The sequence below is a fragment of the Streptomyces sp. NPDC059010 genome (assembly GCF_042740355.1).
In the GTDB taxonomy this organism is placed as follows: Bacteria; Actinomycetota; Actinomycetes; order Streptomycetales; family Streptomycetaceae; genus Streptomyces.
Genome location: NZ_JBHYJA010000005.1, coordinates 55,691 through 69,783, shown reverse-complemented (window position 1 = coordinate 69,783; position 14,093 = coordinate 55,691). Strand labels below are relative to the sequence as shown.

General features: G+C 70.0%; 16 protein-coding genes. 5 read left to right on the top strand and 11 right to left on the bottom strand.

Annotation, left to right across the window (positions count from 1 at the left end; all coding sequences use genetic code 11):
- Positions 1 to 156: 156 nt before the first annotated feature.
- The 4 genes from ACFWYS_RS06645 to ACFWYS_RS06630 all read right to left on the bottom strand — a co-directional run bounded on the left by ACFWYS_RS06645 (position 157) and on the right by ACFWYS_RS06630 (position 3,368).
- Positions 157 to 1,119, bottom strand: a complete 963-nt coding sequence (locus ACFWYS_RS06645; protein ID WP_384764290.1) for an electron transfer flavoprotein subunit alpha/FixB family protein — start codon at positions 1,117 to 1,119, stop codon at positions 157 to 159.
- A 74-nt stretch (positions 1,120 to 1,193) separates the two neighbouring features.
- Positions 1,194 to 1,982 carry an electron transfer flavoprotein subunit beta/FixA family protein gene (locus ACFWYS_RS06640; protein WP_384764287.1) on the bottom strand — a complete coding sequence of 263 codons (789 nt, stop codon included), beginning with the start codon at positions 1,980 to 1,982 and terminating at the stop codon, positions 1,194 to 1,196.
- Positions 1,983 to 2,224: 242 nt separating this feature from the next.
- Positions 2,225 to 2,734 carry a flavin reductase family protein gene (locus ACFWYS_RS06635; RefSeq protein WP_384764284.1) on the bottom strand — a complete coding sequence of 170 codons (510 nt, stop codon included), beginning with the start codon at positions 2,732 to 2,734 and terminating at the stop codon, positions 2,225 to 2,227.
- Positions 2,735 to 2,954: 220 nt separating this feature from the next.
- Positions 2,955 to 3,368, bottom strand: a complete 414-nt coding sequence (locus ACFWYS_RS06630; protein ID WP_384764281.1) for a thioredoxin family protein — start codon at positions 3,366 to 3,368, stop codon at positions 2,955 to 2,957.
- Between the two features lie 76 nt (positions 3,369 to 3,444).
- Between ACFWYS_RS06630 and ACFWYS_RS06625 the strand changes: the two genes are divergently transcribed.
- Entirely contained in the window at positions 3,445 to 3,861 is a 417-nt protein-coding gene (locus ACFWYS_RS06625) for a DUF4395 domain-containing protein (protein ID WP_384764279.1), read from the top strand.
- 188 nt (positions 3,862 to 4,049) lie between these two features.
- On the top strand, positions 4,050 to 4,778 hold the full coding sequence (locus ACFWYS_RS06620; protein ID WP_384764276.1) for a lysophospholipid acyltransferase family protein: 729 nt from the start codon (positions 4,050 to 4,052) through the stop codon (positions 4,776 to 4,778).
- A 122-nt stretch (positions 4,779 to 4,900) separates the two neighbouring features.
- Here the strand turns inward: ACFWYS_RS06620 and ACFWYS_RS06615 are convergent, their stop codons facing one another.
- Together ACFWYS_RS06615 and ACFWYS_RS06610 are read right to left on the bottom strand one after the other, a co-directional pair.
- Positions 4,901 to 5,611 (bottom strand): B3/4 domain-containing protein, encoded by a 711-nt coding sequence (locus tag ACFWYS_RS06615; RefSeq protein WP_384764274.1) that lies wholly within the window; start codon positions 5,609 to 5,611, stop codon positions 4,901 to 4,903.
- Between the two features lie 20 nt (positions 5,612 to 5,631).
- Positions 5,632 to 6,204 (bottom strand): transglutaminase domain-containing protein, encoded by a 573-nt coding sequence (locus ACFWYS_RS06610; RefSeq protein ID WP_384764271.1) that lies wholly within the window; start codon positions 6,202 to 6,204, stop codon positions 5,632 to 5,634.
- 186 nt (positions 6,205 to 6,390) lie between these two features.
- On the opposite strand from ACFWYS_RS06610, the gene ACFWYS_RS06605 reads away from it, so the two are divergent.
- Positions 6,391 to 7,755, top strand: coding sequence for a hypothetical protein (locus ACFWYS_RS06605; protein WP_384764268.1), 1,365 nt, complete (start codon positions 6,391 to 6,393; stop codon positions 7,753 to 7,755).
- Positions 7,756 to 7,781: 26 nt separating this feature from the next.
- Here the strand turns inward: ACFWYS_RS06605 and ACFWYS_RS06600 are convergent, their stop codons facing one another.
- Genes ACFWYS_RS06600 through ACFWYS_RS06590 form a run of 3 tightly spaced genes read right to left on the bottom strand, consistent with a single transcriptional unit; the run spans position 7,782 to position 11,049 of the window.
- Positions 7,782 to 8,852: a threonine aldolase family protein gene (locus ACFWYS_RS06600; RefSeq protein ID WP_384764265.1), complete on the bottom strand. Its 1,071-nt coding sequence runs from the start codon at positions 8,850 to 8,852 to the stop codon at positions 7,782 to 7,784.
- A complete protein-coding gene (locus ACFWYS_RS06595) occupies positions 8,849 to 9,598 on the bottom strand; it encodes an SDR family NAD(P)-dependent oxidoreductase (protein WP_384764262.1) in 750 nt (249 codons plus the stop codon). Before ACFWYS_RS06595 ends, ACFWYS_RS06600 begins: the two co-directional genes overlap by 4 nt.
- A 53-nt stretch (positions 9,599 to 9,651) precedes the next feature.
- Positions 9,652 to 11,049, bottom strand: a complete 1,398-nt coding sequence (locus ACFWYS_RS06590; RefSeq protein WP_384764259.1) for a DUF6421 family protein — start codon at positions 11,047 to 11,049, stop codon at positions 9,652 to 9,654.
- 390 nt (positions 11,050 to 11,439) lie between these two features.
- Between ACFWYS_RS06590 and ACFWYS_RS06585 the strand changes: the two genes are divergently transcribed.
- On the top strand, positions 11,440 to 12,123 hold the full coding sequence (locus tag ACFWYS_RS06585) for a glycerophosphodiester phosphodiesterase (protein ID WP_384764256.1): 684 nt from the start codon (positions 11,440 to 11,442) through the stop codon (positions 12,121 to 12,123).
- Between the two features lie 3 nt (positions 12,124 to 12,126).
- On the opposite strand, the gene ACFWYS_RS06580 is transcribed toward ACFWYS_RS06585, so the two are convergent.
- On the bottom strand, positions 12,127 to 12,681 hold the full coding sequence (locus ACFWYS_RS06580; protein ID WP_384764252.1) for a GNAT family N-acetyltransferase: 555 nt from the start codon (positions 12,679 to 12,681) through the stop codon (positions 12,127 to 12,129).
- 71 nt (positions 12,682 to 12,752) lie between these two features.
- Here ACFWYS_RS06580 and ACFWYS_RS06575 point away from each other — a divergent pair, with 71 nt between their 5' ends.
- Entirely contained in the window at positions 12,753 to 13,145 is a 393-nt protein-coding gene (locus tag ACFWYS_RS06575; RefSeq protein WP_384764249.1) for a VOC family protein, read from the top strand.
- Between the two features lie 14 nt (positions 13,146 to 13,159).
- Here the strand turns inward: ACFWYS_RS06575 and ACFWYS_RS06570 are convergent, their stop codons facing one another.
- Complete coding sequence (locus ACFWYS_RS06570) at positions 13,160 to 14,080, bottom strand: N-acetyltransferase (RefSeq protein WP_384764246.1); 921 nt, start codon at positions 14,078 to 14,080, stop codon at positions 13,160 to 13,162.
- Positions 14,081 to 14,093 lie beyond the last annotated feature (13 nt).

Genomic DNA, 14,093 nt, shown 5'->3' with positions numbered 1-14,093 from the left:
CCCCACTCACACACACACCCCCCCAACCCCATATAGATCGGTGTCTGGGGGGCTGGTTTTTGTTTATACCCCCCGCGGCTTACTCCCGCGTGGTACAACCCCCCCCCCCCCACCCCGTCGGGACGGTCATGGGGGCCTCGCTGTGCCTGTGCGGGATCAGCCCTTGCGGGTCTTGATCTCCTCGGTCAGGGCCGGGACGACGTCGAAGAGGTCGCCGACGACGCCGTAGTCGACCAGCTCGAAGATCGGGGCCTCGGCGTCCTTGTTGATCGCCACGATCGTCTTCGAGGTCTGCATACCGGCGCGGTGCTGGATCGCGCCGGAGATGCCGGAGGCGATGTACAGCTGCGGCGAGACCGACTTGCCGGTCTGGCCGACCTGGTTGGTGTGCGGGTACCAGCCCGCGTCCACCGCGGCACGCGAGGCACCGACGGCCGCACCGAGGGAGTCGGCGAGGGCCTCGATGATCGCGAAGTTCTCCGCGCCGTTGACGCCACGGCCACCGGAGACCACGATCGCGGCCTCGGTCAGCTCCGGACGGCCGGTCGACTCACGCGGCGTGCGCGCGGTCACCTTGGTGCCGGTGGCGGCGGCGGAGAAGGTCACGGCGAGGGCCTCGACCGCACCGGCGGCCGGGGCGGCCTCCACGGCGGCCGAGTTCGGCTTGACCGTGATGACCGGGGTGCCCTTGGAGACACGGGACTTGGTGGTGAAGGACGCGGCGAACACCGACTGGGTCGCGACCGGACCCTCGTCGCCGGCCTCCAGGTCGACGGCGTCGGTGATGATGCCGGAGCCCAGGCGCAGCGCCAGACGGGCGGCGATCTCCTTGCCCTCGGCGGAGGAGGGTACGAGAACGGCGGCCGGGGAGACGGCCTCGACGGCGGCCTGGAGGGCGTCGACCTTCGGGACGACCAGGTAGTCGGCGTACTCGGCGGCGTCGTGGGTGAGGACCTTGACGGCGCCGTGCTCGGCGAGGGCGGCGGCGGTGTCGGCGGCGCCGCCTCCCAGCGCGACGGCGACCGGCTCGCCCACGCGGCGGGCCAGGGTCAGCAGCTCCAGCGTGGGCTTGCGGACGGCACCGTCCACGTGATCGACGTAGACGAGAACTTCAGCCATGGGATTGCTCTCCTGCGGATTGCGAAGTCTTAAGGGGCGGGTGGGGTGTTGAGCCTCAAGCGGGCCGGTGCCCCTCAGATGAACTTCTGGCTCGCGAGGTACTCGGCGAGCTGCTTGCCGCCCTCGCCCTCGTCCTTGACGATCGTGCCGGCGGTGCGGGCCGGACGCTCGGCCGCGGTGTCCACGACGGTGTAGGCACCCTCAAGACCGACCTCCTCGGCCTCGATGTCGAGGTCGGACAGGTCCCAGGACTCCACCGGCTTCTTCTTGGCGGCCATGATGCCCTTGAAGGACGGGTAACGCGCCTCGCCCGACTGGTCGGTGACCGACACGACGGCCGGCAGCGACGCCTCAAGCTGCTCGGACGCGGCGTCGCCGTCCCGGCGGCCCTTGACCGTGCCGTCCTCGACCGAGACCTCGGACAGCAGGGTGACCTGCGGGACGCCCAGCCGCTCGGCCAGCAGCGCCGGTACGACACCCATGGTGCCGTCGGTGGAGGCCATGCCGGAGATGACCAGGTCGTACCCGGCCTTCTCGACGGCCTTGGCCAGCACCAGCGAGGTGCCCAGGGCGTCGGTGCCGTGCAGGTCGTCGTCCTCGACGTGGATCGCCTTGTCGGCGCCCATGGACAGCGCCTTGCGCAGCGCGTCCTTGGCGTCCTCCGGGCCCACCGTCAGAACGGTGATCTCCACGTCGTCGTCGGAGTTCTCGGAGATCTGCAGCGCCTGCTCGACCGCGTACTCGTCGAGCTCGGAGAGCAGACCGTCCACGTCGTCCCGGTCGACGGTCAGGTCATCGGCGAAGTGCCGGTCGCCAGTGGCGTCGGGCACGTACTTCACAGTGACAACGATCCTCAAGCTCACGCCGGCTCTCCTACTGCGTCGACATTTCTCTGCTGCCTACTTGCAGGCAGCATAGGCGCCCCAAGCGGCTGTTCCCGTTCGGGGCGACCCGCGCTCCGAGCGAAATATTACTCGTCAGTACACCCAGTTCGTCCCCGCTAAGCAAGCGCTTTGAACTGTGACCTTTGCAACGCAGCGTAATCGGATTCGGACGGCTTCGCAGAACGACGGGGGGCTTGATCGGTCACATCGGGCTGGTGAGCTCAGTCACGCAGGCCGTTGAAGCGGCCCTGGTGGTACAGGAGCGGACGTCCGGGACCGGTGGGGTCACCGAGCACGACCTCGCCCAGCACGATGCGGTGATCGCCCGCGGGCACACGCGCGACGATCCGGCACACCATCCAGGCCAGGACGTCGTCGAGGACCGGGACGCCTTCGGGGCCCTCGCGCCACACCGTGGGCGCTCCGAAGCGGTCGGCGCCGCTGCGGGCGAAGGTCGCGGCCAGCTCCTGCTGGTGCTCGCCGAGTATGTGGACGCCGACATGGTCCGTCCCGGCGATCGCCGGCCAGCTGGAGGCGCCGGTGCCGATACCGAAGGAGAGGATCGGGGGCTCGGCGGAGACAGAGGTGAGGGAGGTGGCGGTGAAGCCGACCGGGCCCGTCTCCCCGCGTGCGGTGATCACGGCCACTCCGGCGGCATGGCGCCGGAACACGGAGCGGAGCAGTTCGGGCGAGGCTGGCTGGGTGGTGCCGAGGTCGGACGTGGCCGTCATGGAGTTGTCCTTCTGCGAGGGGAGGCGTGCGGATCCGTGGCTGCTCAACAGCTCGGACAGCAGGCACTCGCGGTACGGGCCAGATCGACGTGGGCCCGTCCGAAGAGAAGGAGTTCCTCAGGCATACGGTCAGGCTGACGATAGGTGGTGCGCACAGTCAAGTACGTTCCGCGATGTGGGAGATGACTCACCCTCGGTATCGCCCCCATGTCACACCCCCTCAGACCGCTTCCCCGAGGGCCGCGATCACATCCGCCTTGCGCGGCTGACCGGTGGCCCGCCGCACGACGTGGCCGTCGGCGTCGAGCACCAGCACGGTCGGTGTCTTGAGGATGTCGAACCGCCGTACGAGGTCCAGGTTGTCCTCGGCGTCGAGTTCGACGTGGGTCACGCCCGGGACCATGCCGGCCACCTCGCCCAGCACGCGCCGGGTGGCCCGGCAGGGGGCGCAGAAGGCGCTGGAGAACTGCACGAGGGTGGCGCGCTCGCCCAGCGCCTCGCCCAACTCGGCCGCCCCGAGCCGCTTTCCGTCGTCGCGCCCGCTCACGCGCACTCTCCCGCTCCGCCGCCGCTGCAGCACTCCATAGGCGCTCGCCGCCGCGAGCACCGCCACGCACACCACAAGTCCGGTCATCACCCTGCTCAAGCATTCACAGGACTGCAAAGATTCCCGACTCCCCCGCGGACCGCCGATGCGGAATGCTTGATTCATGGACATCGATGTGAGGGGCCCGCGCTTCGGGGCGGCCGTGACGACCGTGGTGCTGGCGGTCGTGCTGGTCACCGGGAGCGCCTGGCTGCTGGCCTGGCAGACGCTGGCGTTCGCGCTGGGCGCGGCGGGCGGGGTGGCCCGTTCGCCGTACGGGTGGCTGTTCCGCAAGGCCGTGCGCCCCCGGATCGGGCCGCCGACCGAGTTCGAGGCGCCCGAACCGCCGCGGTTCGCCCAGACGGTGGGGCTGGTCTTCGCCGGCGTCGGGCTGGCCGGTTTCACGCTCGGGCCGGACTGGCTGGGGCTCGCCGCGACCGGGGCCGCGCTCGCGGCCGCTTTCCTGAACGCCGTCTTCGGGTACTGCCTGGGCTGCGAGATGTACCTGATCGTGCGGCGGGTGGCGGTGCGCGCAGAGTAAAGGCAGCGCCAAAATCCGAGGTGGATCAAGGGACTGACGTGACGAGGATCTCGCCGTTCCCAGGCACTTGGGCTTGGCCGTCGCGCGTTCTTGGGGCACGATCTGCGACATGCCGTTTACCTACGGCTGCGTAACTTTCCCACTGGGAGCCTCCTTCCCAGGCAGAAAAGGAAGGGTCCACCCCGTCCATGGCAGAGCTTGTCTACCGTCCCGTCGTCGGTTTCGCCCAGACCCTGTTCAAGGCGTGGGACCTCAAGATCGACTGCAAGGGGTCGGAGAACATTCCGCGCTCGGGCGGCGCCGTGCTGGTGAGCAACCACATCAGCTATCTGGACTTCGTCTTCAACGGCCTGGCGGCGCTGCCGCAGAAACGACTCGTCCGTTTCATGGCGAAGGAGTCCGTTTTCCGGCACAAGATCTCGGGTCCGCTGATGCGCGGCATGAAGCACATCCCGGTGGACCGCAAGCAGGGCGAGGCGGCGTACGCCCATGCGCTGGACTCACTGAGATCCGGTGAGATCATCGGGGTCTTCCCCGAGGCCACGATCTCTCAGTCGTTCACGCTGAAGAGCTTCAAGTCGGGTGCCGCGCGGCTGGCCCAGGAGGCAGGGGTGCCGCTGATCCCGATGGCCGTGTGGGGCACCCAACGCCTGTGGACCAAGGGCCACCCGCGCAACTTCAAGCGCAGCCACATCCCGATCACGATCCGGGTCGGCGAGGCGTTCGAGGCGTCCAAGGACAAGTACGCCGGTGCCATCACGCGCCAGCTGCGCGAGCGCGTCCAGGAACTGCTGGAGGCCGCGCAGCGCGCGTACCCGGTGCGGCCCAAGGACGCCAACGACACGTGGTGGATGCCGGCGCATCTTGGTGGGACCGCGCCCACGCCGGAGCAGGTGCGCGAGGCCGAGGCCCGCTAGGCGCTCCGCTTGGTGGGGCCGGGTGGGTAGTGCCGCGTTGTGTGCGTGGTTGTCTGCGGCGCCGTCGTGGCTTGTCGCGCCCGCGCGGCGGTAGCCGCAAATTCGGTACAGCCCCGCGCCCTTTAGGGGCGTTGCTGAACCGCCGTCGACGGGCGCAACATGATCTGCGCTCCGGGGCTGAACTTCTGTAGTAGTTCGGCCAGTTCGGTCGCCGCCTGCTCTACTTCGGCCACCGGCATCGGCGCCATGCTCTCCAGCAGGAAGATGCCCGCGGTCGTCTGCTCGGTGAGGCGGGTGCGTGGGCCCTGGCGCCAGTTCCAGCGGCGGCAGGTCACGCCGGCGTCGTCGCGCCATACGACCTCGCCCGCGTCGGGGTGCTCGACGGCCTCCTCGCCACCGGCGACGGTGACGAAGTCCTCCTCGCCGGTCGCTCGCACCAGGTGCATACCGCCCTCGATGCGGTCGATGTCCTCGCCGCCCACGGGGATGAGGTGGGCGACGCTGATGGCGTTGTAGAGGTCGACCAGCAGGTTGATCCGGGGCAGCCCTGCCTCCGACAGTGCCCTCTTGGCCAGCGCCTCCGCGGAGTTGCGGGTGCGTGAGGGCTTCGATCCGAACGCCGTGTACACCTCCCGCCAGGCCGCCATGTGCGGGTCCTCGTGCGGAGCGCGTCCGTCCAGGCGTACGGCGAGCCGGCGGGCCGCGTCGTCGAGGAGCTCGGCACTGGCCTCGGTGCTCGGGCCGTTGACCAGCCCGTGCGCCTCGATGGCGACGTGGGTGAAACCGGGCGCGAGGGCGCGCACCTCGTCGGACACGGTCAGGGAGAGGGTCATGGCCTGCCTCGTAGCGCGATTCAGAGTGCGATGGGGAGCGTCTTCCACAGGTGCGGCCGGTCGGGGGCGGCCTTGAGGGCGCTCAGCACGGACGGGTGCGGTTCAGCATACAGGACTGGATAGTCCAGCTCATTGGACTCCGAGTCGGGCATGAAGGCCAGCCGCTCCCCGTCGAGCGAGAACCGGGCGTCCACTCCCGGCTTGTTGCCGCGCGGGTCCTGTCGATGCCAGGCGCCGTTGAACCGCACGGCGACCAGGCCGTGCACCACGTCGAGCTTCTGGTAGCACAGCGCGGTCGGGATGTCCTCGGCCCGCAGCAGCGCGGCCAGCGCGTGGGCCTTGGCGTAGCAGATGCCGGTGCCCTGCTCCAGGACGTCGGAGGCGCGCCAGGTGACACGGAGGTCGCCGGAGTCCTGGGAGTGCGCAATGGCGTCCCGCACGAACTCGAACGCCGCCCGCGCATAGTCATACGAATCCGCCACGCCGTCGGCGAGTCGGGCGGCCACCTCCCGCACCAGCGGATGATGATGGTCGATCGCCTCGTCAGCAGCCAAGTAGGCGGAGAGGTCGGCGGTTTGCTGGATCATCTGCATGGCAGCAGAGCGTAGGCGGTGACCGATCATGCAGTCAATTTATTTGCGGTTTAACGCATAGCTATACAGTGCAGAGCTGTCTGCCGGCAGAACGGCCGGACATCGCCGCAACCCTCGCGCCCGGCCACAACCCCTCCCCCACGCCGCCGGTCTCGTCAGCGACGCATCGTCGACCAGGGGGAATCCATGAAGCATCGACTGCTCGGAGCCGCGCTCGCCGGCTGTGCCCTTGCCGCCGTCGGGGCCGGGCCCGTACATGCCATGTCCGACCAGCTGTGGATCGACGTGCCGTCGGAGACGGTGCTGCCGGTGTCGGGCCCGGGCGGCTCGACCGAGCGCACCCTCACGGTGCGGGTCGCCCATGACAACACCGAGAACGAGGTCGCACCCGGTCGGCTGACCGTGGACGCGAGCGAGGTCTCCGCCTTCGCCCGGGTGGCGTGGCCCTCGAACTGCGTGCCCGAGTCGGCGGTGCGTGCGGTCTGCGACTTCCCGGGGATGCCGGCCGGGACGGACATCGTGACGGCGGCGCGACTCCGCCTGAGCGCGCTGCCGGACGCCGACCCCGCCGCTTCCGGACAGGTGCGCTACACCGCGACCGCCGGTGAACTGACGTCGTTCCCCGCGGAGACCCGGATCTCCCTGGGCGACGGCCCTGACCTCGGGCTCAGCCAGGCCGAGTACCAGCGCGACCTCAGGCCCGGCACGGACACCCGGGTGAGCGCGACGGTCGGCAACTCCGGCAACCGGTCCGTGGAGCGGACGCTGCTGTGGATCAACGCGTCGTACGGGCTGCGGTTCAAGGAGCGGCACTCCAACTGCGAGTACCGGCGGCACGAAACCGGGACGTCTGCCCTGTGTGTGCTGGACGAGAAGGTGGCTCCGGGTGAGCAGTACGCGCTGACGACCGGGCTGCGGGTGCGGGACAGGGCGCTGTACGAGCGGTTCGACCACTCCGTCGTGCCGTACTCGGACGCGGCGCTGGAAGAGGCCCGCGGTGAATGGGCCTGGACCCCGGGGACGGGGCCCGAGCTGGATCTGCGCCCCGCCGCGACGCGGACGGCCGCAGCCGCCGGTGAGGACCTCGATCTGTCGGACAACTACCGCGCCGTCATCCTCGACGCCAGGAACACCGCCGATCTGAAGCTCACCGGCAGCAGGGTGCGCGGGGCCGTCGGCGACACCGTGACCGCCGCCGTCACCGTGCACAACCGGGGCCCGGCGTGGGTGGCGTCGCTCGGCGCGGGCGCGGCCGTGGCGACGGTGCGCTTCCAGGCACCGCGCGGGACGACGGTCACAGGGCTGCCGGAGGAGTGCTGGACCCTGCCGGAGTCAGCGGACGAGCCGTCCGTGACGACCTACTTCTGCAAGACGCCGATCTATCTGCACGACGGGGCGTCCCACACCATGGCGATCCGGCTGCGCATCGACGAGGTGGTGCGCGGGGCGCGCACCACCGTCGAGACCCTCAACGACGACCCCGAGCTGTCCATCCGGGAGTTCGACCCGAACCTGCGGAACAACACCTCGGAGATCGTCGTCAACGGCTGAACCCGCGCCGCCGGGGAGGGGATGGCTCAGCGCGCCATCTCCTCCTTCAGCGCCGCCACGAAGGCGTCCACGTCCTCCTCGGTCGTGTCGAACGCGCACATCCAGCGCACGACGCCCGCCGCCTCGTCCCAGAAGTAGAACCGGAACCGCTTCTGCAGGCGCTCGCTCACGTCGTGCGGAAGCCGGGCGAAGACGCCGTTGGCCTGCACCGGGTAGAGGATCTCCACGCCGTGCACGGCGCGTACGCCCTCGGCGAGGCGCTGGGCCATCTCGTTGGCGTGGCGGGCGTTGCGCAGCCACAGGTCCTTGGCGAGCAGGGCCTCCAACTGCACCGATACGAAGCGCATCTTGGAGGCGAGCTGCATGGACAGCTTGCGCAGGTGCTTCATATGGCTGACGGCGTCCTGGTTGAGGACGACGACGGCCTCGCCGAACAGGGCGCCGTTCTTGGTGCCGCCGAGGGAGAGGATGTCGACGCCGACCGCGTCGGTGAACGTCCGCATCGGGACGTTCAGGGAGGCGGCCGCGTTGGCTATGCGGGAGCCGTCCAGGTGCACCTTCATGCCGTGCGCGTGGGCGTGGTCGCAGATCGCGCGGATCTCGTCCGGCGTGTAGAGAGTGCCGAGCTCCGTGCTCTGGGTGATCGAGACGACCTGCGGCATCGCCCGGTGCTCGTCCTCCCAGCCCCACGCCTGCTTGTCGATCAGCTCGGGAGTGAGCTTGCCGTCGGGTGTGGGCACGGTGAGCAGCTTCAGGCCGCCCATCCGCTCCGGCGCCCCGCCCTCGTCGACGTGGATGTGCGCGCTCTCGGCGCAGATCACCGCGCCCCAGCGGTCGGTGACGGCCTGGAGTGCGACGACGTTGGCACCGGTGCCGTTGAACACCGGGAACGCCTCGGCTCCGGCGCCGAAGTGGCTGCGGATGATCCGCTGGAGGTTCTCGGTGTAGTCGTCCTCGCCGTAGGCGACCTGGTGCCCGCCGTTGGCCAGGGCCAGGGCGGCGAGCACCTCCGGGTGGGCACCTGCGTAGTTGTCACTGGCGAAGCCGCGGACGTCCGGGTCGTGGTGGCGACGGGCGTCGGTCTTCGGAGGGTTCACGGCTTCTCGGTCAGCCACAGGCGGTGTCCGTTCACTTCGGCGGCAGGCTTGTCCCAGACTTCGACGACGGCGTCGGCCAGGTCCTTGACGTCGGTGAAGCCCGCGAACTTCGCGTTGGGGCGCTCGGCGCGCATCGCGTCGTGCACCAACGCCTTCACCACCAGGATGGCAGCCGCGGACGTCGGGCCCTCGGCGCCCCCGGCCTTGCGGAAGGCGTCGGCGAGGGCGAGCGTCCAGGCCTCGGCGGCGGCCTTGGCGGCGGCGTACGAGGCGTTGCCCGCGGTCGGCTTCGAGGCGCCGGCGGCGCTGATCAGCAGGTACCGCCCGCGGTCGCTGCGCTGGAGGGCCTCGTAGAAGGCGAGCGAGGTGTGCTGGACCGTGCGGATGAGCAGCAGTTCCAGGAAGTCCCAGTCGTCCAGGCTCGTCTTGACGAAGGTCTCGCTGCCGCGCCAGCCGCCGACCAGGTGGACCAGGCCGTCGATGCGGCCGAAGTCCTTCTCGATGTGGTCGGCCCAGTCCCGGGCCGACTGCAGATCGAGCAGGTCGACGGGTTCGCCGGTGACGGTCGCGCCGCCGGACGCGTAACGGGCCGCGTCCACGGCCTCCGCCAGCCGCTCGGGATCGTTGTCCGCGCCGACGACGGTCGCGCCGGCCTCGGCCAGTCGAAGCAGCGCCGCCCGGCCGGCGGGTCCGCCCGCGCCGGCCACCGCGATCACCGCACCGCTGAGAGCTCCGTTCCCCGCCATTTTCTTCGCCTCCTGCTGAGCAGTGTTCTCGGTCTCGCGGAACAAGCCGTCGCTCACGCAGCGACCCGCTCGGCGCTCTCCGCGGTGATGCCCTTGGTGGAGGCGATCACGTTCTTCAGCTTCTTGGAGAGTGCCTCATAGAACATGCTCAGCGGAAACTCGTCCGGAAGCACGTCATCGACGAGCTTGCGCGGCGGCTGGGTCAGATCCAGGGCGTCCGGGCCCTTGGCCCAGCGGGAGCCCGGGTGCGGGGCGAGGTAGGTGGAGACCAGCTCGTAGCCGGCGAACCAGTGCACGAGCTTGGGCCGGTCGATGCCGTCGCGGTACAGCTGCTCGATGTCGGCGCACAGCTGGTTGGTGACCTGCGGGGCGCGGTCCCAGTCGATGTGCAGCTTGTTGTCGGTCCAGCGGACGACGTCGTGCTTGTGCAGGTAGGCGAAGAGCAGCTGGCCGCCGAGGCCGTCGTAGTTGCGTACGCGCTCGCCGGTGACCGGGAAGCGGAACATGCGGTCGAAGAGGACCGCGTACTGCACGTCACGGGCCTGCGGGACGCCGTCGGCCTGGAGCTTCACGGCCTCCTTGAAGGCGGTGAGGTCGCAGCGCAGCTCCTCCAGGCCGTACATCCAGAACGGCTGGCGCTGCTTGATCATGAACGGGTCGAACGGCAGGTCGCCGTGGCTGTGGGTGCGGTCGTGGACCATGTCCCACAGGACGAAGGCCTCCTCGCAGCGCTTCTGGTCGTGGACCATCGCGGCGATGTCCTCAGGCAGGTCCAGCCCCAGGATGTCGACGGCGGCGTCGGTGACGCGGCGGAAGCGGGCGGCCTCGCGGTCGCAGAAGATGCCGCCCCAGCTGAAGCGCTCGGGCGCCTGGCGCACGGCGATCGTCTCCGGGAACAGCACGGCGGAGTTGGTGTCGTACCCGGCCGTGAAGTCCTCGAACTTGATGCCGCAGAACAGCGGGTTGTCGTAGCGGGTGCGTTCCAGCTCGGCCAGCCAGTCCGGCCAGACCATGCGCAGGACGACCGCCTCAAGGTTGCGGTCGGGGTTGCCGTTCTGCGTGTACATCGGGAAGACGACCAGGTGCTGGAGGCCGTCCGCGCGGCCCGCGGCGGGCTGGAAGGCCAGCAGCGAGTCCAGGAAGTCGGGCACCTCGAAGCCGCCCTCGGCCCAGCGCCTCAGGTCCTTCACCAGGGCCTGGTGGTATTCGGCGTCATGGGGCAGCAGCTCGGAGAGCTCCTCGACGGCCTCCACGACACGCCGTACGGCGGCCTCGGCCTCCGTACGCTCGGGCGCGCCCTCGGCCTCGAAGTCGATCGAGCCGTCCTTGGACTGCCATGGCCGGATCCGTTCCACGGCACCCTTGAGCGCCGGCCACGCCGGGTGCTCGACCACCCTGGTCGCGGGAGGAACCTGCTCCTCCGTAGCCGCCTGCACAAGAATTTCCGTCATGTCCCATCCTCCACGGGGGTACCTCGCGTCAGGACACCGTATGCGCACGTGTCTTCTCCCAGCAAGAGGCGACCCGGGAAATTATCCTGCCGACCCTCATGGTCACCGAACTTTTTCCTGTCGGATGCCGTGACTGCGAATACTCCGGCGTCGGCTGGGCATACGCGAACCGACCAGCGACATCCGGTCAATGCGCGCGGGACTCGCCCACGCCAGGGTGACCGTCGGGAGGGGCATGATCCAGCTACGACATGTCCTGCGCCGCAAACCCTGTGTACACGTGGGGTTCATCACGCGCCGGGGCCACTAGGCTGCGGCACTGCCGCGCGAACAGTCCGCTCCGGTTCGCGCGCGCTCCCCCCGCCGCCGTCGACGGAAGCGAGTTGACTCTTGAACTTCCTTACCATCGGTCACCGCGGAGTCATGGGTGTCGAACCCGAGAACACCCTCCGTTCCTTCGTCGCCGCCCAGCAGGCCGGGCTCGACGTCATCGAACTGGATCTCCACCTGAGCAAGGACGGCGCCCTCGTCGTCATGCACGACACCGACGTGGACCGCACGACCGACGGAACCGGCCCGATCGCCGACAAGACCCTCGCCGAGCTGCGCGCCCTGGACGCGGGCCGCGGCGAGCGCGTGCCTGTCTTCGAAGAGGTTCTGGACGCCGTGAAGTCACCGCTCCAGGCCGAGATCAAGGACGTGGCGGCGGCCCGGGCGCTCGCCGAGGTGATGACCGACCGGGACCTGGCCCCCCGGGTCGAGGTGTCCTCGTTCCATGACGACGCCGTCGCCGAGATCGCCCGCCTCGTACCCGGGGTGCGCACCGCGCTGATCGCCAGCCGCTACGGCACCGACGTCGTGGACCGCGCCGTCGCGGTCGGTGCGGCGACGGTCTGCCTGAACATCCGCCGCCTCACCCTGGAGGTCGTGGAGCGCGCCCGCAAGGCGGACCTCAGGATCATCGGCTGGGTGGTCAACACCCAGGACCATCTGCGTCTCGTCCGGGCCCTGGAACTGGACGGCGCGACGACCGACTACCCGGAGATCAAGCGCACTGGCCGCTTCACCGCGTGAACGTCACACCAGCTCCTTGACCAGCAGCTCGAACTGCAGGTCGGCGCGCTGCGGAATGCCGAAGCGCTCGTCGCCGTACGGGAACGGGGTCATCCGTCCCGTACGGCGGTAGCCGCGGCGCTCGTACCAGGCGATGAGGTCGTCGCGTACGGAGATCACGGTCATGTGCATCTCGGTCACGCCCCAGGTCTCGCGGGCCCGCCGCTCCGCCTCCGTGATGATCACCTTGCCGAGGCCGGCGCCCTGGAGTGCGGGGCTGACCGCGAACATCCCGAAGTAGGCGTACTCACCGCGGTGTTCGAGCTGGCAGCAGGCGACGACCTGCCCGTCCCGCTCGACCGTCAGCAGCCGGCTGTCCGGCGACTTGATGACCTCCAGCACACCCTCCGGGTCCGTCCGCTGCCCTTCGAGGATGTCCGCCTCCGTGGTCCACCCGGTCCGGCTGGAGTCCCCGCGGTAGGCGGACTCGATCAGTGCGACCAGCGTGTCCACGTCGGCGTCGGTGGCGTCGCGGAAGCTGAGTCCGGCGGAGGCAACGTCGGTCGCGGCGGTGTCCATGGTGCGGTTCTCCCCTACTCGGGCGCGGCTCGGGCACCGCTGAGCGTAACGCGCCGCTAGGCTCCGGCTGCATGGTGCACGTACTGAGCGGGCGGACCCTGCTGCGCCCCACCGATCCCGAACGCTCCCGGGTCTTCTACGGCGAGCAACTCGGCCTGGCCGTCTACCGCGAGTTCGGAACGGGGCCGCAGCGCGGCACCGTCTACTTCCTCGGCGGCGGCTTCCTGGAGGTCTCCGGCCGGTCCGAGACCCCGCCGTCCCCCGCCGTGCAGCTGTGGATGCAGGTGGAGGACGTCGCCGCCGCGCATGAGGAGCTGGTGGTGAAGGGCGTCGAGATCGTGCGGCCGCCGGTGAAGGAGCCGTGGGGGCTCGTCGAGATGTGGATCGCGGATCCGGACGGGACGCGGATCGTGCTGGTGGAGATTCCGGCGGATCATCCGCTGCGGTACCGGCCCGGGATCTAGACAGACGACAGGACCTACGGCTTCCGGGGCCGGTGCTCCCAGCCCCGGTCGGTGCGGGTCAGTTCCCGGAAACCGGCCGAGGTCAGGTGGGCGAGCATCGTGTCGTCGGTGGCGGCCTCGTAGGCGAGAAGGCGGTCCGCGCCGCACAGGCGCAGCCAGTCGGCTGCCTGGCCGAGGAGCCAGTGCTCCAGGCCCTCTCCGTACGCCGACGGGTCGATGTGCAGGTTGCCGATGTCGGCGAGGCCGGTGCCGCGGACATGGCGTTCGGGGCGGGACAGGGCCGTGTCGACCTCGATGAAGCCGAGGACGCGGCCGTCGGCGTACGCGGTGAGGCGGGTGCCGCACTCGCCCAGCGTGCGGTCGACGGTGACGCCGGGCCGTGGCTCATGCGGCGGCAGGTCGGCCACGCGGGCGATGAGGATCACCTCGGTGTCGCCGACGTGCCGGAAACCCGAGCGTTCGTAGAGGGCGCGGATATGCGGCCAGGTGCGGGGCAGGCCGTAGACGGCCGGGGCGGGGAGCTCGCCGCTCGCGTACCGGGCGCGTACGTTCCAGCGAGCCAGCCGGGCCAGGCAGGCGCTCATCAGCAGGTCCGCCGCGTCGTCGGCATCCGGCCAGAAGGAGGCCGGCGGATGGCAGACCAGCCAGTCGATCTCGCCGATGTCCCGGTACCCCGCGCCGACCTCGTCGTCGGCCCGGTAGCGCAGCAGATGGGCGGCGGCCACGACATAGTCGCGCTGCTCGGCGACGAGGGTGACGCGCTCGCCGACCCAGGGGTCGGTGATGAACTCGTCCGGCTGCCGCTCCAGATCGCTGAGCACGGTGTTCACGGAGACGGAGACGCCGGGGACGACGGCGGCGACGTGCTGGTTGATCAGTTCGGTGAGCTGGTCGCGGTCGGCGCGGCGGAAGGGGCGCACCAAGGGCGCGGGCATGCGGGACCTCCGG

Bases quoted from the DNA above. Each gene is read 5' to 3' on its own strand.
- ACFWYS_RS06570 (WP_384764246.1), bottom strand. From the start codon at position 14,080: ATGCCCGCGCCCTTGGTGCGCCCCTTCCGCCGCGCCGACCGCGACCAG.
- ACFWYS_RS06620 (WP_384764276.1), top strand. From the start codon at position 4,050: ATGGCAGAGCTTGTCTACCGTCCCGTCGTCGGTTTCGCCCAGACCCTG.
- ACFWYS_RS06590 (WP_384764259.1), bottom strand. From the start codon at position 11,049: ATGACGGAAATTCTTGTGCAGGCGGCTACGGAGGAGCAGGTTCCTCCC.
- ACFWYS_RS06580 (WP_384764252.1), bottom strand. From the start codon at position 12,681: ATGGACACCGCCGCGACCGACGTTGCCTCCGCCGGACTCAGCTTCCGC.
- ACFWYS_RS06605 (WP_384764268.1), top strand. From the start codon at position 6,391: ATGAAGCATCGACTGCTCGGAGCCGCGCTCGCCGGCTGTGCCCTTGCC.
- ACFWYS_RS06630 (WP_384764281.1), bottom strand. From the start codon at position 3,368: ATGACCGGACTTGTGGTGTGCGTGGCGGTGCTCGCGGCGGCGAGCGCC.
- ACFWYS_RS06625 (WP_384764279.1), top strand. From the start codon at position 3,445: ATGGACATCGATGTGAGGGGCCCGCGCTTCGGGGCGGCCGTGACGACC.
- ACFWYS_RS06575 (WP_384764249.1), top strand. From the start codon at position 12,753: ATGGTGCACGTACTGAGCGGGCGGACCCTGCTGCGCCCCACCGATCCC.
- ACFWYS_RS06610 (WP_384764271.1), bottom strand. From the start codon at position 6,204: ATGCAGATGATCCAGCAAACCGCCGACCTCTCCGCCTACTTGGCTGCT.
- ACFWYS_RS06645 (WP_384764290.1), bottom strand. From the start codon at position 1,119: ATGGCTGAAGTTCTCGTCTACGTCGATCACGTGGACGGTGCCGTCCGC.
- ACFWYS_RS06595 (WP_384764262.1), bottom strand. From the start codon at position 9,598: ATGGCGGGGAACGGAGCTCTCAGCGGTGCGGTGATCGCGGTGGCCGGC.
- ACFWYS_RS06635 (WP_384764284.1), bottom strand. From the start codon at position 2,734: ATGACGGCCACGTCCGACCTCGGCACCACCCAGCCAGCCTCGCCCGAA.
- ACFWYS_RS06615 (WP_384764274.1), bottom strand. From the start codon at position 5,611: ATGACCCTCTCCCTGACCGTGTCCGACGAGGTGCGCGCCCTCGCGCCC.